Genomic DNA, 24826 nt, shown 5'->3' on the forward strand with positions numbered 1-24826 from the left:
AGCCCTTTTTCAGATAAACCATCCCGCTAAAAATTTGGTTACCTTTAATACCAGATGCCAACACCTACATCAAATAAAGATCAATTGAGCCAGGAAATGTACCGCCTCCTGAAAATATTCGGAACCGCCTCCCTGGGACTGGTTTTGCTCCTCTCTTTTTTTAATGAGTACCGGGCCAGCAACTCCGGAGAAGATCCTGAGTTTGCCATCACTGATGCAGGATTACTTTTCTTTAAGAATATTCGAAGAATCGATTATGAGGTGAAACAACTTCCAACCGTGGATCGCTATATTCATGAGGACTTTGATTCGGACAGCCTTAAATCAGGTCTGCAAATAGAAATTATTGTTCAGAAAAACCGGAATACGGCAGTCCCATTTCTGATTCTAAAAGGTAGCCTGGCCGGAAAATCCCCCCTCCTGCTACAAAACCTGGACGAGCATGAAGAGCCGAAAGACTCGCTCGAATTGCGGCAAGGAAACCGATATACCCATTTGGAAAACGCAACGAAATTGAGAGACTGGCTACGTACGGATCTAAACAGCATCCGGGCAAAAGCGGAGGAAGGATGGGTGAAACTATTTGAAGACGAAAAGGAGCGAAAAGCATTTCTGCAAACTTTCCAGGATTTCGAAAAGATTACTTCCCACAACTAAGCACTCATTGCGGCTCCTTTTTACAAGGAGAAGCAAGGAACACCGGGAAGCTGCTCCAAGTACAAAATTATTGAAAATATCAAAATTAACCTTAAATTGACTGCTACAGGACCGTCCCATTCCTTTATAAACGTAGGGAAAACCCAAAAAACCTTGTTATGGAACTAAAGAGAATTGATACGATTTGGCACTTTTTTGCTACTCAAAATCAGTTGTTTCTGAAAAAAGAAGTTAACCATGAAGTTTGTTATTCCTTTATAAAAAACAAAATCAAGCTCAGGCATGCCTTTAACCCCCGGTTTACCAGTCAGTCAAGGCTTACATTGGGGCCGGATTCCTTTGAAATGGCAGTAGAAAGCCAATCCGCCGTCAAAAAAAAGTTTGGGTTTCATCGTCCTCCTGTAAAGGTGCATCAACAACTTTTCTTCCCAAAGGAGTTACTTAAACTTACCGGGAGTTTCAGCATTACCGTCGAAAAGGATCGTTTTCGAAATATCCGGGTCACACTGGAACCTTTCGTGCCAAAGACCATAAAAAAAACATTCCATCCCGTCAATTTCATTAGTGAAATGCTTTGGGGATTTCGGTATTTTTCCGAAACCATAAAAAATTAATAACGGTGGGAAAACGCCGTAAAAATCTGTTACCTTTTAAACGATTACTAACGATCATTTATGAAGACCGCTTCCAGTCAACCAGAATTTCCCATGTTTACCATGCCCCACCGGGGATTGCTCTTGCTCTCCGGCATTTACGCGATCCTTTGGGGTGCTTTTTTCAGATGGTTTGGCCCCACCGTATTGAACTGGCTGGCCATGGACAACAGCCTGGACGGCTGGTCCGGAACCCTTTTCTATGGCAGCTTGGGAATGGTGGCAGGCTTACTGATATTTTTATCCGCTTTTTACCCCATTAGCTGGATCTACCTGATGGGGCTGGGGATACTGGGAAAGTTCATTTCCCTGATAAGTTTTCTCCTGCTTTATATGGGTAATATGGAATGGAACAAACGCCTTGGTTTTCACCTGCTCTTCAACGAGGCACTTTGGCTGGTTCCCCTGGCATTTATTTTCTGGCGGGCGTTACAAGTTAAAAAATATTTAAAGTCTCAACCCTAGGCTTCAGGTTTGAGAAGGGGATTTAAGTGAGAGTTAAATGTTAATAAAATAAGTAAACACCCCCCATTTCTTTTCAGAAACCGGAGGTATTGCTGATCAGGTTAAAAGGATCAGTAAAAGGAGAATGACGATCAGTGCGCCTGCAGAGATATAAACCCCACCGCCCAGTGCTTTGGCTTCTTTATTGATATCTCTGAGTTCGTTTCGGATTTCCTTACGTTCTTCCTTGTCCATGGCCCTGAGGTCCATGTCCTTAATTTCCTGCACCCGCTCGTCCAATTGTTCTAAACGAGCCTGCTCTTCCGGACTGGGTTCTTTATCTGCCGACCCATCGTTTGCCATGGCTGCAGGTGCTATGGCAGTCAACAACATCAGCATGGATAAAAAGTATGCGATCTTTTTCATAAGGATTACTATTTACGGTGAAACATTAGATTTATTAATGATGTCAAAAAGGCACGTTTCATTCGAAACTTGATTTTTTATACTATATCAATAACCTTACCAAAAAAATGGAAAGGGAACCAGTGGCTTGAACTTTCCGTTTTTCATAGCGGCTCACCTGATTCGGTTTCAGGTATATTCATAGCGAGCACTAGTTGGGTAAATTCTTATTTTTTTCCATCCGAAGCATTGCCCAAAATTCACTAACTTGTGCTGAATTTGATTAAAATTATCTCCGAATCAATCCTGTAAAAACCTCAATAATCGGACAACAAATGGCTAAAGGCAACAAAAAGCTTTTTCTTCTGGATGCAATGGCACTGATCTACCGGGCGCATTTTGCTTTCAGCAAAAACCCCAGAATCAATAGCAAAGGACTAAATACCGGTGTCATGCTGGGTTTTACCAACACCCTGCTGGAAGTTCTGGAAAAAGAAAAACCCAGCCACATTGCCGTGGTTTTCGACACCCATGCGCCCACTTTCCGGCACCAGCAGTTTGAGGCGTATAAAGCCAACCGGCAGGAACAACCGGAAGACATTGCCGTAGCGATTCCCTGGGTCAAACAAATCGTTCAGGCCTTCAATATCCCCACCTTGGAATTGGACGGGTTCGAGGCAGATGACATTATCGGCACCCTGGCCAAAAAAGCTGAAAGGACCAGCTTTACGGTCTATATGATGACTCCTGATAAAGATTACGGTCAACTGGTAGAGGACCATATTTACCTGTATAAACCCGCTTTTATGGGGAATGCCGTAGATATCATGGGCCCGAAAGAAATCTGCGAAAAATGGGACATCGAAAATGTGGACCAGGTGCGGGATATCCTGGGGCTGATGGGAGATGCGGTGGATAACATCCCCGGTATTCCCGGAATCGGGGCCAAAACCGCCGTCAAACTGTTAAAACAATTTGGTTCGGTAGAGGAGCTGATCAAAAACACGGATCAATTGAAAGGAAAGCAAAAGGAAAACGTCGAAAACTTTGCGGAACAGGGGCTGTTATCCAAGGAATTAGCTACGATTATCCAGGATGTCCCTGTGGAATTCGATGAGAAAGCCCTTACCTATGAACCTCCCAATGAGGAAAAACTCAAAGCCCTTTTTGCTGAAATGGAGTTCAGGACGTTGACCAAGCGCGTTTTCGGAGAAGCGATCAAAAAACCAAGTATTAAAGTAAACGAACAATTAGGCTTGTTTACCGGAAAAGAAGCCGTTGAAAGCGAGGTGGATTCCGAACCGCCATTAGCCATTCCGGAACACCTGCAGACCATTTTCACACGCAGCCATAATTACCATCAGGTATCGGGAGAGGAGGCCGTTGGCGAACTGGTTCGGTACCTGCTCCTGCAAAAGGAGATCTGTTTTGATACCGAAACCACCTCCATCAATCCCAATGAGGCAGCGTTGGTAGGGATCTCTTTTGCCTACCTTCCCGGAGAGGCATATTACATCCCCTTTCCCGAGGATGAAAATACGGTAACGAACTACCTGAACCTATTGAAGCCGGTCTTTTCATCCGAAGACATTCTCAAAATCGGTCAAAATATCAAGTACGATATACTGGTACTGATGAATTACGGTGTCAGCGTAGCCGGTAAACTATACGACACCATGCTGGCCCATTACCTGATCGAGCCGGAGGGTAAGCACTCCATGGATTGGATGGCCGAGCAATACCTTCGCTACAAGCCGGTTTCTATCGAAAGTTTAATCGGCAAAAAGGGTAAAAACCAGGGCAATATGCGGGATGTTGATCCCGAAGTAGTAGTGGATTATGCCGCCGAGGATGCAGACATCACCTTATTACTGAAAAAAGAACTGGACCCGATTATCAAGGAAAATAAATTGGAAAAACTGCTCCATGAAGTAGAAAGCCCTCTGATCGAAGTGCTGGCAGCCATGGAATTTGAAGGGGTAAAAATCGATACAGAAAGCCTCAGGGAAATGTCAGGCGAGCTGGAAACGGAAAGCAAGGTCATCGAAAAAAAGGTATACGAGCTGGCTGGCGAGCAATTTAACCTCAGCTCTCCCAAGCAACTGGGGGAAATTTTATTTGTGAAATTGCAACTAGACCCCAAAGCCAAAAAGACGAAAACGGGGCAATATGCCACCGGAGAAGAAGTGCTCAGTAAGTTGGCCATAGAACACGAAATCGCACAGGCCATTCTGGACTTTCGGCAGCTGGTCAAACTCAAGTCTACCTATGTAGATGCCCTTCCCAGCCTGATAAATCCCAAAACCGGCCGAATCCATACCACCTACAATCAGTTTGTAGCGGCAACAGGCAGGCTCTCTTCTATTAACCCAAACCTGCAAAATATCCCCATCCGAACGGAAAGGGGAAGGGAAATCCGGAAGGCATTTGTGCCCAGGGATAAGGACCACCTGATCCTGGCGGCGGATTACAGCCAGATTGAGTTGCGAATCATGGCTGCTTTTTCCGAAGACGAATCCATGATTGGCGCTTTTAAGGAGGGCAGGGATATCCATGCCACTACTGCGGCTAAGATTTTCCAGGTGCCACTGGATCAGGTGACCGGAGACATGCGAAGGAAAGCCAAAACAGCGAATTTTGGAATCATCTATGGCATTTCTCCCTTCGGCTTATCGCAGCGGCTAAAAATCCCCCGGTCAGAAGCAAAGGAAATTATTGATGCCTACTTTAAAGAGTTCCCGGCCGTAAAAGCCTATATGGATCAAAGTATCGAAAAAGCCCGAAAAAATGAATTTGTAGAAACCATATTGGGCAGAAGGCGCTATTTACGCGACATCAACAGCCGAAATGCCACCATGCGAGGCTTTGCCGAACGAAACGCGATCAATGCCCCTATTCAGGGGTCTGCTGCTGACATGATCAAAGTGGCCATGATTCAGGTGTACGAATGGATGATCAGCCAAAACCTTAAATCCAAAATGATCCTTCAGGTCCACGATGAATTGGTTTTTGATGCCCATAAGGACGAGGTCACACTTCTGGAAAATGAGATACCAAAACTTATGTCCGGTGCGATACCATTAGCCGTTCCATTGGAAGTAGAAGTAGGAAAGGGTACCCATTGGCTGGAAGCCCATTGAACCATTCATTCACAATTAACTATTTCCAAACCAAGACCGCATGGCCAAAATAAAAACCGCCTTTTTTTGTCAAAATTGTGGAGTAGAAAGCTCCAAATGGGTAGGAAAATGTCCTTCCTGTGGGGAATGGAATACCTATGTGGAAGAGGTGATCCAAAAGGAGGTAAATCAAAAAGGGAGCTGGCAATCCGGCAAAACTTCACCCAAAAAAAGCAATCAGCCCAAACGTCTAACTGAAATTGACTACGAAGCCCAAACCCGCCTGGTCACCCGGGATCCTGAATTGGACAGGGTGCTGGGGGGAGGCATTGTACCGGGTTCGCTCGTACTAATAGGTGGCGAACCGGGCATAGGCAAATCCACCCTGATGCTTCAGATAGCACTAATGCTGGCCTCAACGAAAGTACTGTATGTATCCGGAGAAGAGAGTGATAACCAAATCAAAATGCGCAGCGAACGCATGGCGTATCAGTCCGACAATTGTTTCGTCCTTTCGGAAACCAATACCCAGCAAATATTTCAGCAGGTAGAACTATTAAAACCCGAGCTGCTGATCATCGATTCCATCCAGACACTGCACAGTCAATACGTGGAATCCGCCGCAGGATCGGTCAGCCAGGTCCGGGAATGCACAGCAGAACTCATGAAATTTGCCAAACAAACCGGAGTACCGGTTTTTCTGATCGGCCATATTACCAAAGACGGAGCCATCGCCGGACCAAAAATTCTGGAACACATGGTGGATACGGTTTTGCAGTTTGAAGGGGACCGGCACCTGAGTTACCGTATCTTGCGAACCTCCAAAAACCGTTTCGGTTCTACCAACGAGTTGGGAATTTACGAGATGCATGCTTCCGGACTCAAAGCAGTGACTAACCCTTCAGAAATTCTGATGACCCAGCGGGAAGAGCAGCTCAACGGAGTCGCCATCGGGGCCATGCTGGAAGGAAACCGACCGCTTTTGATCGAGATTCAATCCCTTGTCAGTCCGGCTACCTACGGCACCCCACAGCGAAGCAGTACCGGCCACGATGCCAAAAGGCTGAACATGCTCCTGGCTGTCCTTGAGAAAAGAGGGGGAATGCGATTGGGACAACAGGACGTGTTTCTCAATGTGGCCGGTGGCTTGCGAGTAGATGACCCGGGCCTGGACCTCTCTGTATGCGCCTCGCTGATTTCCTCATACGAAGACACTCCCGTTGACCCAGGAATTTGTTTTGCGGGTGAAATTGGCCTTGGAGGCGAAATACGTGCGGTCAACCGTATCGAAAGCCGCATAGCCGAAGCGGAAAAAATGGGCTTCAAAAAGATCATGTTGTCCCGATACGGACTCAAATCCCTGGATACCGATAAATTTAACCTGGAACTAGTGCCGGTCACCCGACTGGAAGAAATGTACCGCCACCTCTTTGTGTGACAGAAATTAACCGGCCAAATTATCCAGCGGCTTTTTACCCCCAAAGGCAGCAAAACAGCAGTTTTTATGCAACACCTCCAGGTGCGAGAAACCCACTTTTTTCATCAGGTCCAATTGAAAAGGCAATGACCGGGGACTGTCCTCTTTTTCAATGTAGTCAAATACCTTCTTCCTGTATCCCAGTCCTCCTATAGACTCCAGGTACCGGGCATACCTGTTCCACATCATTTCCTGTACGGCGGGATCGTCATGAGACACCAGATCAGAAACCCAAAATGATCCTCCCGGTGCCAGCAGTTTGAAAATCTTTTCAAATACATGTTCCCAGTCGGAGACCTCCCTGAGATGATGTAAAACGGCAGCTGCTACGATGATGTCGTACTTATTTTCAGTCAGTTGGGCATCCCGGATATCCGATTGAATGGTATCGACTGTCCCGGTGGTGGCCCAGCTTACCCGGTCGTAAGCTTTAGCCAGCATGGGCTGGCTTAAATCCAGCAAATCACAATCCACCTGGGGAAGGAATTGGAGGATTTTTAGGGACAAATTTCCTGCCCCGGAACCAATATCCAACATGGCCTTTGCCTGCGGGTTGGAAACCACCACCGCATTGGCGATCAATTCCATAGACAAAGGCGCATCCATGGTGGCTTCCTGGCCGGTATCCAGATTGGAAAAACGGTCCACATCCTTATCAAATCTTTTTCGTATGTCTTCAATGGAAGATTTATTCTGCATGGGGTTTAGGGTGTTTTACAGTAAAATAAATTTGATTTTAATCATTTTTCCGTACAATTACAATAAACATCCATTGATACCTATCAAGATCCAATCTGTAACCTCCCCAATAAAAGGTAGACGACAAGCGGATCCGCTATTGCACACGTTGCTTAAATGATTTATTTCCTGGACCTTGCAAATCTATCAGGTTTCCATTCACCACTGCATACAAATATTCCCCGTCTTTTTCAAGAAGGAAATTGGGAGCATTGGACAGCGATGGTTCCAGGTCCGGTAGCTGCTTCCCAGTCACTATCAGAATGGGCAAATCATGCACCATTCCTTTGTTCGTTTCCGAAGTCTTAATCGCCAAATACCCTTCCCGGAGCAAATCCAGAACCTCTTCCCTGCTTAAATCAGCTAATGCTGTTTCCTGCTCCCAAATCTTTCCTTTCGTTACGGTCATTCCCTCAGCATACAGCTCTTCATAACCATAATATATCGACAAATCACCCCAATCCGCTACTTCTCCTTGCTCGTACCTTATTCCCTCCTGATAGCGTACACGCCTGCGAATCCCGATATCGGTCACATAACGATACCCATTGATTTCCGAACGAACGTTTTTAATAAGCAAATCCATCAAACGGGAAGCATTGTCGGGAATGGCTTGGTAAGCAGATGCTTCCAACTCACCATAAATCCCGGTCGCAATTTCATATAATGCGTTCAGGATAATCATAAAATTCAGCTTTCGGATGTACTGCTTTTCCGGATCATTGGGATAGGCTCCGGATTCAATCAATATGGTACTGGTTCCCCACTTTTGAAAATTGTCTCCAAAAGCTCTGGGTTCAAAGGTGTCGTTGTATTTTCCTACATTACCAGGTATTTCTTCCTGCAATATCCGATTCATACCGACGATTACTTTCATCGCTTTTTCCCTACCTTCATTTACCTCGCGTGCTTCATTATAAGCAGGAGCCAGGACCGAGATCGTCGCCGGATTGGAAGTTCCGGAGGCGTTGTAGTAAGCATTTTGATCGTGCAGGTTAAAGCCAAATTCGGGTTCGAAATCATCCCGTGCCGCTTTCAAAATGATGGCCTCCGGGCTACTTTGCCGGATGGCATCCCGGTTCAGGTCGATGTGCAGGGCATTTCTTCGCTGAAAGCGTTCCGCTCCATCCGGGTTGACCATGGGAATAAAACGAATGGTCAATTTTTCCTGAAGGATCTTCCGAATAGCCACAAAGTCATCTTCCCCGGAGCCTTCCAAAAAATTAAACAAATCAAATAGGGCCATGGTAGCCGTGCTCTCGTCTCCATGCATTTGAGACCAAAGCAGGACCCGGGTTGGGCCAGTTCCGTAGGTAAGCGCATTGAGAGGTCTTCCCTCCACCGATTTTCCAAGTACCTGCTGCTCAAAAACAGTGGACCTGGATTCGATCAAGGGGGCAATCTTATCGTAGCCAAAACGACGTTCCGTAAGTTGAGATTCTTTGAAGTGCGTATATGCCTTTTCCAGTAAAGAAGTCTCCAAAGGTTCCGGGTTCTGGGCATTCGCATGGGTATGGCACCATACCAATGCGCCGAAAAGAAATCCCCTCAGAAGGGAGGTAGTGGTTAATTTCATATTCAAAGGTAGTTTTGATGTAAATATGGCTATTTTTAATTAAAATATAAGGGAAGTATTTACAAGGATGCCGTCGATATCCTACCTTTAGCCTTTGAAAAAACCTCATGCCATTTTTATGAAGCTCGAACTACTTCCACATAAGTTACCATTAAAGCACACCTTCACGATCGCCCATCAAAGCCGGGACGTTCAGGACACCCTGATTGTAAAGCTACAGGGAGCGGATGGGCTTTATGGCCTGGGAGAATCTACTACCAATCCCTATTACGGGGTAACCCTTGAAAACATGCAGGCTTGCTTGACCAAAGTAGCGGATGAGGTATTATCGGGATTAGCGCCTATGCACCCGGAAAAGCTGTGGTTCATCACCCAGCCGTATTTTAAAGACAATCCCTTTGCCCAATGCGCCTTGGATATCGCCGCCTGGGACCTGTATGCTAAAATGCAGGATAAAAAATTATACGAGCTACTGGATTTAAACCCGGCAAGCATTCCGGTCACCAACTTCACCATTGGCATCGCCCCCATCCCCAAGATGATCGAAAAAATGAAAGAAGTGGACTGGCCCATATACAAGATAAAATTGGGGACGGATCATGACCTGGACATCATCAAAACCCTGCGCGAACACACCGACGCGGTGTTCCGGATTGATGCCAATTGTGCCTGGACCGCCGATCAGGCCATTGCTTATTCCGGGGAACTGGCCAAACTCAATGTAGAATTTATGGAACAACCCCTGGCAAGAGAGGACGATGAAGGCATGAAAAAAGTCTTTCAATTCAGCGAACTACCGGTCATCGCAGATGAAAGTTGTATTTCGGAGCAAGACGTAGAAAGGTGCCATGGCCTTTTCCATGGGATTAATGTAAAGCTCGTCAAGGCAGGGGGCATCACGCCTGGCCTGCGTATGATTCGGCAAGCCAAGTCCCTGGGCATGAAAACCATGGTGGGCTGCATGACCGAATCTTCGGTGGGAATCGCAGCCATCGCCCACATAGCTCCCTTGCTGGACTACGTGGACATGGACGGAGCCATGCTTCTGTCCCAAGATATCGCTGATGGCGTGAAGATCTGCCCCGATAAGGTGCATTTTCCAGACCGGCCGGGAACAGGTGCGATCCTGATATAAAGTTCGTTGTCAAAATGAGTCATACTTATCCTACTTCTCAACTTGGAAGAACCGTTACCCATCAGGGCAAAGACTACCTGCATTTTAGTGGTACCTCCTATTTGGGAATGGGGACCCTACCTGAGTTTAAGGAGCTTCTGATCCAGGGTATCCTTAAATATGGCCCCAATCACGGTTCCAGCCGGAACAGCAATGTGCAATTGTCCCTATATGAGGCATTTGAAGCCCAATTTGCGGCAGGTTCCGGTGCCGCTGAAGCGGCAGTCCTGAGTAGCGGATACATGGCAGGGCAACTTGCCGTTAACACCCTTAGACCACTTGCAGACCTAACCTGGACGGCTCCCGATACCCATCCGGCCATCACCTTAGAAAGCCAGCAGCCTATTGGCCTTACTCACAAACAATGGCAAAAAAAGTGCATTGCCAAGTCTCATGAACTAATGGGTCAAAAAATCCTTCTACTTTCCAATGCCGTTAACCCCCTTATTCCTGAAATTCATGATTTCGAATGGACCAAAAAGCTATCTCCTGCCAACAAATACTACCTGCTAATTGATGACAGCCATGCGTTTGGCCTGTTGGGAAAAGGTATTTTTGGTACCTATACGCAATGGAAGTGCCTTCCGGTCGAAGTAATGGTCGCAGGCTCGCTAGGCAAGGCACTGGCACTTCCGGCGGGCATCATCCTTGGAAACCCTTCGCTGATTCGTCGGGTCCGGGAAAACCCCATTTACCGCACCTCCTCTCCTCCTGCACCCGCATTTTTAAGTGCATTTTTGGACGGGCAGGATTATTACCTCAAGCAGCAGCAAAAGCTGAAGGATAATTTGCAGTACATCGCATCCGCACTAGAGGGAGTGGAGCGGTTTAAATTTCTGCCTCCCTATCCGGTTATTTCCTTTGAACCGGAGTCCTGGGTGGAACAATTACACCAAAAAGGGTTTATTCTATCTTCCTTTCCTTACCCACTGCCAGATAGCCCAGCAGTAAACCGAATTGTACTTTCTGCCTGGCACGAGCGGAAAGACCTGGAAGCATTGATTCAGACGTTAAAAATGCTTTCTGATAGCTGAAGCTGAATAAGTAGTTTCCAGCCTACTTAGCCGGATTTTTCTACCGTTTTGGTTACCCTTCCTACACAACAGGATTGTTTTTCCAGGTATTGGCTGGGCCTTGGGATAGAATGAAATTCTGCCTCGTAAAAATGTACCCCGATCTTGGATAGGCACAATACTTGTTCCTACTTCATTAAGTAAAATCCTAAAAAACACCTATTAATGGTTCGATTATTCGTTTTACCCTTGACCATGGTTCTATTTTTAATGGGCAGCCATTCCCGGGCTCAGGTCACAATAGATGTCGAGTCCGGACTGGCCTTTCCCGGATATAACGATGTACGAATTCCCAATAAAATGGGAACTTTATTTAGTTTTCAGGAAGATTTCGAAACGGAAGGGCCCGTCATCCCATTAAGAATACGATTGGGCTATCGCTTCAATGAAAAGAACCATCTGTTTGCCCTTTATGCCCCTCTTGGGATCAATTATAATGGGAATGCCGCCAATGATATCAACTTCCAATCCAGTGTTTTTAGACAGGGGGAGGCTTTGGATGGCTATTATCAATTCAACAGCTACAGACTGACCTACCGGAGAGAAATTATTAGTTCAGGAAATTGGCTTGTTGGCGTTGGTTTTACAGCCAAAATCCGGGATGCGCGGGTCCGTCTCGCCAATGATCAGGGATTACGTGACAAAAAAGACGACCTCGGCTTTGTACCCCTGTTGCATCTGTATACCTCCTATGATTTTGGAGGAGAAAAGTTAATTTACTTCGAAGGAGACGGACTGGCAGGAGGGCCGGGAAGAGCATTTGACCTGTTTCTAGGGACCCGATTACCTGTTACGGATCGGATGGACATTAAAGCCGGTTATCGTTTTCTGGAAGGAGGGGCCAATGTGAATGAAGTGTATAACTTTACGTTGGTTCAATTTGCTGTAGCTGGTCTTTATATTCAATTATAGCCATTTTAAAGGCGCTCATTCCACCTCTCCCGCCTGTTGGGTTTGCTTCTCGTAGAGCTCGGCATAGGTGCCTTTGGCCAGCATCAGGTCCTCATGGGTTCCTTTTTCTACCATCTTTCCATCGTTTAGCACGATGATCTGGTCGGCCAGTTTTGCGGAGGAGACCCGGTGGGAGATGATGATAGAGGTCCTGCCTTTCATGATTTTTTCGAGGGCATTCAGGATGGCATTTTCCGTTTTGGTGTCCACCGCAGACAAGCAATCGTCCAGCAATAAAATTCTCGGTGACTTGGCAATGGCCCTTGCGATGGAGACCCGTTGCTTTTGCCCACCGGAAAGGGTGATTCCTCTTTCCCCCAGCCGGGTATCAAAGCCTTTTGGAAAGTCTACAATGTTTTGGTAGACGTCCGCATCTTTGGCTGCCTTTTCGATCTGTTCGACATTCAATTCTTTTCCGAGCCCAAAACCAATATTGTTGGTGATGCTATCACTGAAAAGAAACACGTCCTGAGGCACATAACCAATTTGTTCTCGAAGGTTGGCGATGTCGTAGGAGCGAATATCCAGGTCATCAATTAATATGCGACCTTCCGAGGCATCATACATCCGCATCAATAGGTTGGCGATGGTAGATTTTCCGGAACCGGTAGTCCCGATAATGGCCAGAGACTGCCCGGAGCCAATTTCAAAGCTCACCTTATCAAGTGCCCGTATTCCTGAATCCGGATAGACAAAGGAAAGGTTTTCCACCTTGATGCTTCCTTCTATGTCCCGAACGATATTTTCGGTACTGAGGATATCGTTTTTCTGGTCCAGAAATTCATTGATACGGGCCTGGGAAGCCGCTGCCCGCTGTACGATGCTGGTCACCCAGCCCAGGGAAGTGACCGGCCAGGTAAGCATATTGACATATAAAATAAACTCTGCAATGACACCATAGCCTATGCCACCTTCAATTACCTGAATTCCTCCCACATAGACGGTAATAATGGTACTCATGCCGATCAGTGCTAAAATCAGCGGAAAGAACAAGGATTGCACCCGGGTGAGGGAGATCGATTTTTCTTTGTAATGCTCGCTGGCCTTATCAAATTGCCGGGCACTGTCTGTTTCCCGGACAAAGGATTTGATCACCCGAATGCCGGAGAAAGCTTCCTGCACAAAAGTACTCAGGCCCGAAAGGCTCCGCTGAATTTTTTCCGATCGTTCATTGATCATGTTATTGACCAAATAAATACTAACCGACAGAATGGGAAGGGGAATCAGCGAGTACAGCGTCAGGGGGACGTTGACGGTTAACATGTAGCCGATAACCAGTGGAAATAAAATCAACAAGTTAATTCCGTACATCAGGGCAGGCCCCAGATACATCCTGACTTTGGAGACATCTTCGGTAATTCGGGCCATCAGATCCCCGGTACTGTTTTGCCGAAAAAAAGCCAGCGGCAATTGCTGATAGTGCTGGTAGATTTCGTTTTTCAGATCGTATTCGATCAGCCGGGACATGGCAATAATCGTCTGCCGGATTAAAAATAGAAACAAACCACGCAACAGCGCCATTGCCAGGATCAACAGTCCGAAAATGAGTATGTACTTTAAAAAAACCGTTCGGGCCAATTCCGTGACAACCGATCCCTCTTCATACACCTGATAATAAGAAAAACTTTCCACCACATAATCGATGGCGATTCGAACCAGTTGGGCGGGAATAATTACAAAAATATTGGAAATAAGCGTAAAAACTATTCCTAGAAAAAGGTACAGCTTGTATTTGTATAAATATTTATTTAATCTCCAAAGAGGTTTCACAAAATAAAAAGCGTTAGATTTCGTATTTTCTTTTATAATACATCTTAAATTGCAAAGGCAAAGCGGTCAACCCCTAAGAAAGGTTTGTTTCCAATCGGCACTGCCAGCGCGGACCCAAATATAACACAATCCAAACGGCAAAGTTCAATGGGAGGGATCAAAACATAAGAAAAGGGGTTCTATCTGTCCTTTAGACGCAGATAAACCAAAATAGGTCCCTGTAAGCAGAAAAACTATTTCTATCATTGAAAAAATCGATATATTTGCCCTTTGCAGGGACATTTACTAATTTGCAGAAATTTTCGCCTAAGCAGGTAAACCTGTATTTTCGGTAAATTTCCGGGTTTCACCCATCACGTTCTTTAATTTTAATAAATGTTAAACAGAAGGATCCTTAGAGTAAAAGCATTTCAAACCTTATATGCCTACCAACAGTGCAAGTTTAGCAATGCTAATCTGGCACAAGATTACATCAGGGAGGCGTTCCTTCCGGATCTCAACACCATGGAGGTTCAGGACAAGGGGCAACTCAAAAGAGATGCGGAACGGTGTGTGCAGCTTTTTCTATCTCATCTGCAAAAAGACACGCCATTGGGATCAGGGGAATCGGATGAAAAAATAAGGCATACCGCAATCAAAGCGGTGGATCTTTACCATAAATACAATCAAAAAGACAAGGAATTTTTGAAAAGTAACATGCTGACAGCAGTGGAAAACATCCCCGGATTGTATATCTATGCCATCCATATTTTGTTGGAGTTTGGAGCGCATGTAACCAATGAGAAGACTAAAAAAAGAAAATACGATGCCCAGCCGGCATTACAGCCAGCATCATTTTATAATTTGGGTGCCAATAAGGCCTTGCAACTAATCGACTCCAACCATTCCTTCCGTCGTGAATGTAGTCGATTTCAGGTGGATAGTAGGGAGCTGGAACTGGAAATTAAAGAATGGTTTAGGGAATTGGTTAAGCCAAATGAGGACTATCAAATGTACATTACCATTGATAATCCCAGTTTTGAACAAGACAAAGAAATCCTCCAATCCCTGTTGAAAAAAGTACTGTTCAAAAGTGAGGCTGTCATTAGTTTTTTTCAGGAGAAGGACATCAATTGGGCGGAGAATAAATCCATTGTCAGAAGTCTGGCATCAAAAGTGATAAAGAACTTATCCGGAGCAGAAGAGCGTACGGATGAGATTCTTCCGGAGCTGGCTTTAAACTGGGAGGAGGACAAGGAATTCTTCCAAAATATATTTAACTTGACCATAGCTTCGGAAGACGAGTTTAGTGGTATGATAGCCAAAAAAACTAAAAATTGGGATGTAGAAAGGATCGCCTTAACGGACCGGGTTATCCTGATAATGGCATTGACGGAAATGGTTAATTTTCCAAGTATTCCGACGAAAGTTTCGATAAATGAATACATCGATATTTCCAAAACCTACAGCACGCCCAAAAGCAAGCAATTTGTTAACGGTTTGTTGGATACTTTATCAAAAGAATTAACCGAAAGTGGAAAAATCCGTAAAAGTGGTAGAGGACTTATTGATAATAAATAACACAAATAATGAGTAAGAAAAGTAATTCACTATTCGTTTTTGCTTTAGGAGCAGGGCTGGGAGCAGTTCTAGGAGTGCTATTTGCACCTGATTCTGGCAATAACACCCGAGATAAGCTCTCCTATCGTCTGGGAAAGTACAGCAATGAATTGGAGGATCTGATCGAGGATTTGATGGAAGGCAAAAATTTACCTGACAATCTGGCCAAATCAGAAGGAGATAAAGTGATCACAGAAGCCAAATCCAAAGCAGAGAACCTACTCAGTGATGTGAACAAGCTTATTGATCAGATTAACAAGGAAAACAACAATAATTAAATTAGTTAATTTTATGAACTATTCAAAAATCACGGTTTGGATGCTGGGAGTTTCCCTGGTGCTGACCGGCGCGTGCAGTCAGGGAGGTGAAGATAAGGATGACCGGATCGAAGCACTGGAGCAAAAAATTTCTCAATTGGAGCAAAATCAGGTGGTCACGCCTAATAATGCACAAAATGTACAGGCGGCCGACCCATCTTCCATCGGAGCTTTTGCATTTGAGGAGGAAGTATTTGATTTCGGAACCATTCAGGAAGGGGAAGTAATAGAGCACCTGTTTACATTTGAAAATTCCGGACAAGCACCATTAGTCATTTCAAACATCCAGGCTTCCTGCGGTTGCACCAGCCCGGAATGGACCAAAACACCAATCAAACCCGGAGAAGAGGGTTTTGTAAAGGTCGTTTTCAATTCTACCGGAAAGTCAGGCGTTCAAAGCCCCACCGTAACCATTCAGGCGAATACCTCTCCTAACGTAACCCGGTTGCGTTTAAAGGGTAGCGTCAATAGAAAATCTGCATCTGCATCACCCGGGCCTTCAGCAGGTCCTGTTAAACGTTAAAAATGTATCACTCGCTATTGCTTCAAGTAGACGGTGGTGCCGGAAGCGGCATCATGGGCCAGGTATTTCTCTTCGGAAGTATCATTCTGATCATGTATTTTTTCATGATCCGTCCCCAACAGAAAAAACAAAAAGAAACCACCAAATTTATCTCCGAAATTAAAAAAGGAGATCTTGTGGTCACCGTGGGTGGGATTCATGGCAAGGTCTTTTCAGTAGAAGGGGATTTGGTATTCGTGGAATTAGACAAGGGAATGAAACTAAAGGTGGAAAAATCCGCCCTTTCGCTCGATTACACCAAAAAATTAAATAATGCCAAATAATTCACTCTACAATTGAGTACACTTGGTAACTATTTTAGGAAACTTAAACCTGAAAAAACATCAAATCTGAAAGTGGTAGTCCTCTGTGTGTTCACGGCTACCACCTTTTGGCTTTTGAATGCCCTGAACAAGGACAACTACACGACCTCAGTAAACCAGCCATTGCAGCTAAACTACGACCAGGAGGAATTCATGGCTGTCGGTAACGTGCCGGGAGAGGTGCGCATTCAAATCAATGGAAACGGCTGGGATTTACTTAAAAGACATTTTAAGATCAGTGTCACGCCCCTGGAGGTATTCGTAGAAGATCCTTCTCAAAAACCTTTTCTCCTAACCTCCGATATAGAGCGACAAATGGCCGAGCACCTGGCATCCTCCAACCTGGTGGACATCGTGCAGGACACCCTCTTCTTTTCAATCGACCGGATTGTATCTAAAAAAATTCAAATCGTACCGGATACAACCTCCACTACGCTAGCGGAAAATCATGACTATGCGGCTGGTATCACACTGGACCCAGAAATGGTCACTGTTACAGGCCCTATCTCAGTGATCGAACAACTGGACGGCAAGCTGTATCTGGATATACCTGACGATAATATCCGGGAGGATTATTCCAAACTCCTTCCTTTAAAATTGGATAAAGAAAAACAAGAATACCTTAGCCTTGATGAAGAAACATCTCAGGTTACTTTTGAGGTCATAGCCTTCATAGAAAATACGGTCAATCTGGATATACAGAAGCTTTACTTTCCAGGTAATGTGACCATTGATAGCACTATTACCGAAATTCAAGCTCAATTTTTAGTTCAGGAAGATAAAATGGAAACGTTGCAAAATCTGGAACTTACCGCCATTTTAAACTACAACAACCGCAACCGTGAGGACAGCACTATAGCAGCTTCCTTGAACAAATCTCCGGCATACATTAAAGAAGTCACCTTCGAACCCGAAAACTTCAAGTTAATTTATGAGTAGGAAACAGCCCATGTTACTCGGCATCACCGGGGGAATAGGTGCTGGAAAATCACTAATTTCAAAGCTTTTTGCCTTGCTCAAGGTACCTGTCTACAATGCAGACGACCGCGCAAAGTGGCTCATGGAACACGAAAGTGATTTAAAAGAGAAAATCATGGCCGAATTTGGCAAGGATGCCTACCTGCCGGATGGCAAGCCAAACAGAGCTTACCTGGCGGAAAAGGTTTTTTCAAACGCCAACGAAACCCAAAAAATCAACCGCATCGTCCATCCTGCCGTGAATCGGGATTTTAAAACCTGGGTCGATTTCCAGCATTCTCCCTATGTTTTAAAGGAAGCAGCATTACTGTTTGAAACCGGTTCTTACCGGGAGTTGGACTACACGATCCATGTAAGTGCCCCCAGGGAATTGCGCATTTCCAGGATCCGTAAGCGAGACCCCCACAGAAGTACTGAGCAAATCAAAGCCATAATGGAAAAACAATGGGAGGACGATAAAAAAAACAAACTGGCAACCTTCCTACTCTCCAACGACGAAAAAGAAATGCTGATCCCGAAGGTACTTGAAATTCATCACCGCCTTACTGCCCGCTAAAGCCGTTTACCGGTAGGGTCAAATCTCCTGAAGCCGGATTTGATCCAGGTAAAATTTCATCCGTGTATGGCTTTGGTTCAAAAATTCAACCTTATCTATGCGATCGTATTTGTGGTTGTAAAAAACCTCCACATACTCTCTCCCTAGCAAATACAGGTTTACCTTATAGGCATAGTAGCGGATAGCCACGACAAAGGTGCCCTCGGTATATAGCTTTTGTATTTTCTTTGGAAGGGGAAGCCTTCTGAAATCTTCTTTACTCATGGTACGCATTATAGGGCTCCTGTTTTTAGGCAGTAAATACCCTGTGTATTTAGGTTGTTGTGATCGCTTTGAAAGATTAAAAGTAACCAATTATTGCAGAAATCACATGGGTATCCAAACTAATTTCGCCCTCGTTTACCATCAAATGATGCCTGGTTTTTGCTTGTTCGGGACAGATTTTATATCATTGAGCAAATTTTGATTCTTTTATGCAACAGCGAATGAATAGTGCCGGGTGGAGTTTTTTTGTACTGGGGCTGTTTTTACTTCTTTCCAGTGCTTGTTCTTCCTCCCGAAAAATCCGTCAGCAGCACATTGACCAAGTGGTAGCAACAGCAAAATCATTCCAGGGCACTCCCTATCGTTATGGAGGAATCAGCCGAACCGGGATGGATTGTTCTGCCCTGGTGTACCTGTCGTTCCGCAGCGTTGGGCTCAATTTGCCCAGGATATCCGAGGATCAAAGCAGAGTAGGAAAACGCGTATCCAAACGAAAGCTACGAAAAGGAGATGTGGTCTTTTTTGCTACTGGCAGAATGCGACGAAAAGTAACCCATGCGGGTATTATTACTGAAAAAAGACGGGGAACCACGTATTTTATTCATGCCTCCACCTCACTTGGCGTTACGGAAGACAATATTCAGTCCCGGTATTGGTCCAGGCGCTGGGTTCGAGCCAGAAGAATGTTTTAATTAGCCGCTCAAAAAACGGGTACGCCCAAAATGACAGGATTTTTTTGTATTAAAAATCTAGTACCATAAAAATGAAGGGCAAAGTGGATTAATTTTTAAAACATCCTTTGGTATTCAGCAATATTAACTAATTTTGCACTCGAATTAAAAAAAGTATTGTTCCTATTCATCTTAAAATATAACAATGGCGAATACTGGTAAGATAACTCAGGTAATTGGTCCTGTTGTGGATGTTTCCTTTGAGGGAAGTAAACTGCCAAATATCCTTGATGCACTTGAAATCACAAAAGAAAACGGCCAAACGGTAATTCTCGAGGTACAACAGCACCTTGGGGAAGATCGGGTACGAACCATCGCCATGGATTCTTCGGAAGGTATGGTGAGGGGAATGGAGGTAAGAGACCTTGGTGCTCCCATCTCTGTACCCATCGGAGACAGCATCAAAGGAAGGTTATTTAATGTGGTGGGAGAAGCCATTGACGGATTAACTCAACCCGAACACACCAAACGTCTACCCATACATCGGTCAGCACCGAAATTTGAAGATTTGACCACCTCTGCAGAGGTTCTTTATACAGGAATAAAGGTAATCGACCTGATCGAGCCCTATGCCAAAGGAGGGAAAATCGGGCTTTTTGGAGGAGCTGGTGTTGGAAAAACAGTATTGATCCAGGAGTTGATCAACAATATCGCCAAAGCCTATTCAGGCCTTTCCGTATTTGCAGGAGTCGGTGAGCGTACCCGTGAAGGAAACGATCTGCTGCGTGAAATGATTGAATCCGGGATTGTGACCTATGGAGATGATTTTGTTAAATCCCTGGAAGAAGAAGGAGGTTGGGACCTGGCGAAAGTGGACCTCGAAAAACTTAAGGAATCAAAAGCTACCTTTGTGTTTGGTCAGATGAACGAACCTCCAGGTGCTCGGGCGAGAGTAGCCTTAACAGGACTGACCCTTGCAGAATATTACCGGGATGGTGAAGGTGAAGGTGCCGGAAAAGACATCCTATTCTTTATCGATAATATATTCCGTTTTACCCAGGCTGGATCCGAAGTTTCGGCCCTTTTGGGAAGGATGCCTTCCGCTGTAGGTTACCAGCCCACCTTGGCGACCGAAATGGGAGCCATGCAGGAACGAATTACCTCTACTAAGAACGGTTCCATTACTTCTGTACAGGCGGTTTATGTACCTGCGGATGACTTGACTGACCCCGCGCCAGCTACGACCTTCGCTCACCTGGATGCAACCACGGTACTTTCCAGAAAAATCGCAGAATTAGGAATTTATCCTGCGGTTGATCCTCTGGATTCCACTTCCCGAATTTTGGAACCTGGTGTTCTGGGAGATGAGCATTACGACTGTGCTACCCGCGTTAAAGAGATACTTCAGCGCTATAAAGAACTCCAGGATATCATTGCCATCTTGGGTATGGAAGAACTTTCAGAAGAGGACAAGTTGGTCGTGCACCGTGCAAGAAGGGTGCAACGTTTCCTTTCTCAGCCTTTCCACGTAGCCGAACAGTTTACCGGCCTAAAAGGTGTATTGGTAGATATCAAGGATACCATCAAAGGATTTAACATGATCATGGATGGAGAACTGGATCATTTACCGGAAGCAGCTTTTAACCTGGTAGGAAGCATTGAAGATGCCATCGCCAAAGGCGAAAAAATGTTGGCGGAAGTTAAATAATTCATTGCCGTTCTGAAACGTAAAACTTCTTGTTTTACTTCACCTTATCTTTAAGCATGCATTTAGAAATCATTACCCCGGATAAAAAAATATTTGAAGGAGAAGTTTCGGAAGCTACCTTTCCAGGAGCGAATGGTTCTTTTCAAATATTGAAAAACCACGCCGCCATCGTTTCTGCCTTGGAAAAGGGAGCCGTGTCCTATACCAGCAATGAAGGCAAAAAATCCCTGATTGTGGACGGAGGAGTGGTGGAAGTAAATGACAATAAAATAATTGTTTTAGCGGAAAAAGTGATCTCCTGATCCTTCCCTATAAAAATTACAGAGGGAGCCTTATTTGATTATGGCTCCCTTTTTTTATGTATTTAATGTATCCAAGGCTTTTTTCACCGATCCTTTCTCCATCAATAAGGCTTTAGCCTCTTCGTAATCTTCCAATCCCGCTCGCTCCATAAGCATTTTCACTGCCCGGTCGGTTATTTTATCATTGATGAGCTGAACATTGACCATTTTGTTATCCTCTACTCTTCCGAGCCGTATCATGCAGGTGGTAGAGATCATGTCAAACACCATTTTTTGCATGGTACCGCACTTCATTCGCGTACTGCCGGACACAAATTCCGGCCCGGTGATGACTTCTACCGGAAAGTCGGCCGCTCCGGCGATTGGTGATTCCGGATTGCTGACCAGGCAGCCGGTGGTGATCCCCTTGGATTGACAGGCTTGTAGGGCTGCCAATACGAACGGCGTGGTGCCACTGGCTGAAATACCCAGCACCAGGTCCTTCTCGGAAACATCATGGCTTTCAAGAGCTTTCCAGCCAGCTTCACGGTTATCCTCTTCTTCCTCCCGGGCTTCTACCAAGTGAGCCACTCCTCCGGCGAGTATTACATTTACCACTCCTTTGGGAATCCCGTAGGTAGTCGGCAATTCGATGGCATCCAACACCGATAATCTTCCACCACTTCCGGCACCCAGGTAAAATAGCCTTCCCCCCTGCTCCAGCTTTTCCACAATTCCTTCAATCAGTTGATTGATCTGAGGAAGTGCCGCCTCTATGGCCAATGCGACTTTCTTATCTTCTTTATTAATGTTGGCCGTTAGTTCCGTGACGGACATCTTTTCCAGATGTCGGTACAGGGAAGGCTGCTCCGTTATTTTTGTCATGCTGCTTAAATTTCGCAAATAATTGATAAAACATTAAACTAAATAATTGGACGATCCCCGCTGTTTTTCTTCCTCTTGGGTCCCGATTCTGGTTTCAAGAGGGCAAAATCCGTTTCCAGGCGCTGCTTGAAAAGGGCTAAATCAGAGCTGTGAACTACCAGATTTACCCCTTCTTTCATCCAAAACTGCTGCCGTTGAGCAGTCGAAGAGAAATGAATACCAACGGCCAAGCTGTATTGTTTACAACGGTTTCTCCTGACTGGATTTTGGTAAGAAAACTCATGCGTGATTAAGGTAATAAGGGTTCGCTAATTACATCCAGGTATCTTCCCATCCAGTAAGGAAGCAGCCAGATATCTCCCGCACTGTTTTCCTGCCTTCCGTCTCTTCCACCATCTAATCCAAAACGGTTGGCATTATGCTTGCGAATCTGCAATTCGTCCGGAGGCAGCACCTCCTGGGTCGTTTGCCTGCGGAAGTTTTCCTCCAGAAGGACGATATCGTTTCTATGGCTATTTTTTATGGTCCAATTGATCAGGTCCAGGGGATATTCCTGCAGGTACCAAATGGCCTCTTCCAGATCGAAGTTTTCCGGCGAAACCAGTGCCGTGAAGATATTCCAAAGGCCATCTCTTTCCGGCCGCTCGGCTTCCCAATGGTCCACAATGGCTTTTTGGTACATGTCCTTTAACTCATCTGTAAACGCATACCGGTACAAGCCCCAATATCCCAGGAAATACATTTCATCGTCTGAGTGGTTCCAGGATTCGGAAAGCATGGCTGCCCACTCATCGCTGCCTTCTTTCGCTCGGCCTATTTCCTCCATGGGGCGCATCAGATTTTCCAGATACCCGTGGTTTTCCATAAGGTCATAGGCTCTTTCTTTGTAAATATCCCTTCCGGTAAAGTGGTAGGCTGTCTGCAACATGGCCACTATATTGGATGAATTCAATTTTCGATCTCCTACCATCGTTGGAAAACCATTGACATATTCCGGATTCCACCTTCCCCAGGTAGTGGGTTCTCCATCATAATCAATCAGGTACCAATCGTTTTCAACGATATGCTGCATTAATTCGTCCAGTAGACGAATCGCCTTGGCCCGAACGGCTTCATTATCTACCAACTCCGCAATTACCCCAAATACAAATACGTGTCCGATGGCTTCATCACTGCTGGTCGTGGCTTTCCAGTCCCATTCCGGATCGGAAGCATGTTGCCAGCGCTCAGGGTCTGACAGCTGCTCGATGTAGCCGCTTCTCTCGAAAGATCGGGAAGGAAAACCCGGTACCGGATTAATCGTATAGAGCCGCTCCATGGCATCCAGAGACTCGCGCACATTTTGCAAGGCTTCGGCATCTCCTGTCACCGCATACCGGAACGCTTCACCACCCAAATACATGGAGGTCCACAGACCGTCGTTATCCGAGTCGCCTAATCTGCCTGTATCTACATTGCCCTTTTCCATCCCTACCAGTGTGGCATTGAAACCATGACGAATATGCCGGTCTCTTACCTGATGATCGAAGTATGCAGCCTTTTCTGCGAGCGTCTGATAGGTAAATACCAATTTGCCCAGGCCCTGTTCGGTTAACAACAAAACTTCGTTTTCACCTTTTTGACTGACGTGGATGACCTCCTCACCCGGAACCCACCGTTCGCCGTAATAATAGTTGAACCCTCCATCTTCTTTCTGCATGAAGGCTCCCCTATCAGAACCAAACCAAAGCAACCCGTTAATTTCCGAAATGCTGGTCAATTTGGGAGAAGGTAAGGCTTCATTTTTGGTACCCCACATTTGGTCTTTCCCCAGGTCCCATTCAAAAAACCCATTGTCTGTGCCGATAGCCAGCCGGTCCTTTCCCTGACGAAATGCAAAGCAGGTAAAGCCCTCTCCGGTGGTAAGGGTTGATCGTTTCTGTTCCGATGGTGAGAATACACTTACCGAATTTGTGCTCAAAACGTAAAAAACGTTTCTTTCTGAGTCAAATGTAATATCCAACACAGGAGAACTAGTGGCCTTGGCCTTCCAGATTACTCCCTTAGGGCTTACTAAATGAAGGTCGCTACCATCGGAAACCAGGAAAGTAAACCCTTTACCGGACTCAAAAAGAGTTGCCCCGGGGAGCTCGTGAGGCAAATAAACACTTCCTGCCCAGGCATTGCTAAAAACAGCTTCATCATCCAAATAAACGAATTGTCCTTCCAGGCTGAGCATATCGCGGATAATTTTATCTTCCATGGGGAGGTAACTCCTGTCGGAAATCAGTGTGCCCGGATATAGGAAAGCACCGGCATGGGTTCTCACTAATCCTGATGCCTCCAACACTTGAATGGTTCCATTTCTATCCGCAAATGCTTTCTTTAAAACCATGTCCTCGCTTGCAGCATATTTGACACTGTATTCTTGCACAAAAGGCTTATCCAGATGAACTTTCTTACTGGAAGCTGGTAAATTCTGGGCCTTTATTCCTAACGTGCTGGTTAATGTCAGTACTAATAGTACGAAGTATCTTAATGGGAAATATCTCATTGGTAATGTATCATTTATTTGATTGATTTTTTGTCGGATCTATAGCGCGTTTTAGGGGAATATCAACATCAGCCTGTGCAATCGAGCGGCTCTTCCAATTGTTCTAATTCCC

General features: G+C 45.4%; 24 protein-coding genes. 17 read left to right on the forward strand and 7 right to left on the reverse strand.

Annotated features, from left to right (window positions below):
* The first annotated feature begins 54 nt into the window (after nucleotides 1–54).
* The 3 genes from GJS45_RS08595 (at nucleotide 55) to GJS45_RS08605 (ending at nucleotide 1775) form a co-directional block, all read left to right on the forward strand.
* A complete protein-coding gene (locus GJS45_RS08595) occupies nucleotides 55–657 on the forward strand; it encodes a hypothetical protein (RefSeq protein WP_162341064.1) in 603 nt (200 codons plus the stop codon).
* 158 nt (nucleotides 658–815) lie between these two features.
* Nucleotides 816–1271 carry a hypothetical protein gene (locus GJS45_RS08600; RefSeq protein WP_162341065.1) on the forward strand — a complete coding sequence of 152 codons (456 nt, stop codon included), beginning with the start codon at nucleotides 816–818 and terminating at the stop codon, nucleotides 1269–1271.
* A 60-nt stretch (nucleotides 1272–1331) separates the two neighbouring features.
* Nucleotides 1332–1775, forward strand: a complete 444-nt coding sequence (locus GJS45_RS08605; protein WP_162341066.1) for a hypothetical protein — start codon at nucleotides 1332–1334, stop codon at nucleotides 1773–1775.
* Nucleotides 1776–1871: 96 nt separating this feature from the next.
* On the opposite strand, the gene GJS45_RS08610 is transcribed toward GJS45_RS08605, so the two are convergent.
* The gene (locus tag GJS45_RS08610) at nucleotides 1872–2180 is read right to left on the reverse strand and encodes a hypothetical protein (protein WP_162341067.1); all 309 of its coding nucleotides are present in this window, start codon (nucleotides 2178–2180) and stop codon (nucleotides 1872–1874) included.
* Nucleotides 2181–2494: 314 nt separating this feature from the next.
* Here GJS45_RS08610 and polA point away from each other — a divergent pair, with 314 nt between their 5' ends.
* On the forward strand, nucleotides 2495–5299 hold the full coding sequence (gene polA / locus GJS45_RS08615; RefSeq protein ID WP_162341068.1) for a DNA polymerase I: 2805 nt from the start codon (nucleotides 2495–2497) through the stop codon (nucleotides 5297–5299).
* A gap of 40 nt (nucleotides 5300–5339) precedes the next feature.
* Nucleotides 5340–6716: a DNA repair protein RadA gene (gene radA / locus GJS45_RS08620; protein ID WP_162341069.1), complete on the forward strand. Its 1377-nt coding sequence runs from the start codon at nucleotides 5340–5342 to the stop codon at nucleotides 6714–6716.
* 6 nt (nucleotides 6717–6722) lie between these two features.
* On the opposite strand, the gene GJS45_RS08625 is transcribed toward radA, so the two are convergent.
* Both GJS45_RS08625 and GJS45_RS08630 read right to left on the reverse strand, forming a co-directional pair.
* On the reverse strand, nucleotides 6723–7454 hold the full coding sequence (locus GJS45_RS08625) for a class I SAM-dependent methyltransferase (protein ID WP_162341070.1): 732 nt from the start codon (nucleotides 7452–7454) through the stop codon (nucleotides 6723–6725).
* Nucleotides 7455–7590: 136 nt separating this feature from the next.
* Nucleotides 7591–9069: a M14 family metallopeptidase gene (locus GJS45_RS08630; RefSeq protein WP_162341071.1), complete on the reverse strand. Its 1479-nt coding sequence runs from the start codon at nucleotides 9067–9069 to the stop codon at nucleotides 7591–7593.
* A gap of 118 nt (nucleotides 9070–9187) precedes the next feature.
* Here GJS45_RS08630 and GJS45_RS08635 point away from each other — a divergent pair, with 118 nt between their 5' ends.
* From GJS45_RS08635 to GJS45_RS08645, 3 genes are all read left to right on the forward strand, one after another.
* The gene (locus GJS45_RS08635) at nucleotides 9188–10204 is read left to right on the forward strand and encodes a dipeptide epimerase (protein WP_162341072.1); all 1017 of its coding nucleotides are present in this window, start codon (nucleotides 9188–9190) and stop codon (nucleotides 10202–10204) included.
* A gap of 14 nt (nucleotides 10205–10218) precedes the next feature.
* Nucleotides 10219–11277, forward strand: a complete 1059-nt coding sequence (locus tag GJS45_RS08640; RefSeq protein WP_162341073.1) for an aminotransferase class I/II-fold pyridoxal phosphate-dependent enzyme — start codon at nucleotides 10219–10221, stop codon at nucleotides 11275–11277.
* Nucleotides 11278–11481: 204 nt separating this feature from the next.
* Nucleotides 11482–12228 carry a hypothetical protein gene (locus GJS45_RS08645; protein WP_162341074.1) on the forward strand — a complete coding sequence of 249 codons (747 nt, stop codon included), beginning with the start codon at nucleotides 11482–11484 and terminating at the stop codon, nucleotides 12226–12228.
* 15 nt (nucleotides 12229–12243) lie between these two features.
* On the opposite strand, the gene GJS45_RS08650 is transcribed toward GJS45_RS08645, so the two are convergent.
* A complete protein-coding gene (locus GJS45_RS08650) occupies nucleotides 12244–14037 on the reverse strand; it encodes an ABC transporter ATP-binding protein (RefSeq protein ID WP_162341075.1) in 1794 nt (597 codons plus the stop codon).
* A 375-nt stretch (nucleotides 14038–14412) separates the two neighbouring features.
* Here GJS45_RS08650 and nusB point away from each other — a divergent pair, with 375 nt between their 5' ends.
* The 6 genes from nusB to coaE are packed head-to-tail and all read left to right on the forward strand — an operon-like array spanning nucleotide 14413 to nucleotide 18372.
* Complete coding sequence (nusB, locus tag GJS45_RS08655) at nucleotides 14413–15597, forward strand: transcription antitermination factor NusB (protein ID WP_162341076.1); 1185 nt, start codon at nucleotides 14413–14415, stop codon at nucleotides 15595–15597.
* Between the two features lie 8 nt (nucleotides 15598–15605).
* A complete protein-coding gene (locus GJS45_RS08660) occupies nucleotides 15606–15914 on the forward strand; it encodes a YtxH domain-containing protein (protein ID WP_162341077.1) in 309 nt (102 codons plus the stop codon).
* 13 nt (nucleotides 15915–15927) lie between these two features.
* On the forward strand, nucleotides 15928–16476 hold the full coding sequence (locus tag GJS45_RS08665) for a DUF1573 domain-containing protein (protein WP_162341078.1): 549 nt from the start codon (nucleotides 15928–15930) through the stop codon (nucleotides 16474–16476).
* A gap of 2 nt (nucleotides 16477–16478) precedes the next feature.
* Nucleotides 16479–16799: a preprotein translocase subunit YajC gene (gene yajC / locus GJS45_RS08670; protein ID WP_162341079.1), complete on the forward strand. Its 321-nt coding sequence runs from the start codon at nucleotides 16479–16481 to the stop codon at nucleotides 16797–16799.
* A 12-nt stretch (nucleotides 16800–16811) separates the two neighbouring features.
* Complete coding sequence (locus tag GJS45_RS08675) at nucleotides 16812–17777, forward strand: YbbR-like domain-containing protein (RefSeq protein WP_162341080.1); 966 nt, start codon at nucleotides 16812–16814, stop codon at nucleotides 17775–17777.
* Entirely contained in the window at nucleotides 17770–18372 is a 603-nt protein-coding gene (coaE, locus tag GJS45_RS08680; RefSeq protein WP_162341081.1) for a dephospho-CoA kinase, read from the forward strand. The genes GJS45_RS08675 and coaE overlap by 8 nt, the downstream gene beginning before the upstream one ends.
* Before the next feature lie 18 nt (nucleotides 18373–18390).
* Here the strand turns inward: coaE and GJS45_RS08685 are convergent, their stop codons facing one another.
* Complete coding sequence (locus GJS45_RS08685; protein WP_162341082.1) at nucleotides 18391–18636, reverse strand: hypothetical protein; 246 nt, start codon at nucleotides 18634–18636, stop codon at nucleotides 18391–18393.
* Between the two features lie 209 nt (nucleotides 18637–18845).
* Here GJS45_RS08685 and GJS45_RS08690 point away from each other — a divergent pair, with 209 nt between their 5' ends.
* From GJS45_RS08690 to atpC, 3 genes are all read left to right on the forward strand, one after another.
* On the forward strand, nucleotides 18846–19328 hold the full coding sequence (locus GJS45_RS08690; protein ID WP_162341083.1) for a C40 family peptidase: 483 nt from the start codon (nucleotides 18846–18848) through the stop codon (nucleotides 19326–19328).
* Between the two features lie 184 nt (nucleotides 19329–19512).
* On the forward strand, nucleotides 19513–21015 hold the full coding sequence (gene atpD, locus GJS45_RS08695) for a F0F1 ATP synthase subunit beta (protein WP_162341084.1): 1503 nt from the start codon (nucleotides 19513–19515) through the stop codon (nucleotides 21013–21015).
* A 56-nt stretch (nucleotides 21016–21071) separates the two neighbouring features.
* Nucleotides 21072–21317 (forward strand): ATP synthase F1 subunit epsilon, encoded by a 246-nt coding sequence (atpC, locus tag GJS45_RS08700; protein WP_162341085.1) that lies wholly within the window; start codon nucleotides 21072–21074, stop codon nucleotides 21315–21317.
* Between the two features lie 54 nt (nucleotides 21318–21371).
* On the opposite strand, the gene GJS45_RS08705 is transcribed toward atpC, so the two are convergent.
* Together GJS45_RS08705 and GJS45_RS08710 are read right to left on the reverse strand one after the other, a co-directional pair.
* Entirely contained in the window at nucleotides 21372–22181 is an 810-nt protein-coding gene (locus GJS45_RS08705; protein ID WP_162341086.1) for an N-acetylmuramic acid 6-phosphate etherase, read from the reverse strand.
* Between the two features lie 289 nt (nucleotides 22182–22470).
* Nucleotides 22471–24714 (reverse strand): hypothetical protein, encoded by a 2244-nt coding sequence (locus GJS45_RS08710; protein WP_162341087.1) that lies wholly within the window; start codon nucleotides 24712–24714, stop codon nucleotides 22471–22473.
* Nucleotides 24715–24826 lie beyond the last annotated feature (112 nt).

Source organism: Cyclobacterium salsum (genome assembly GCF_010119245.1).
Lineage (GTDB): Bacteria > Bacteroidota > Bacteroidia > Cytophagales > Cyclobacteriaceae > Cyclobacterium > Cyclobacterium salsum.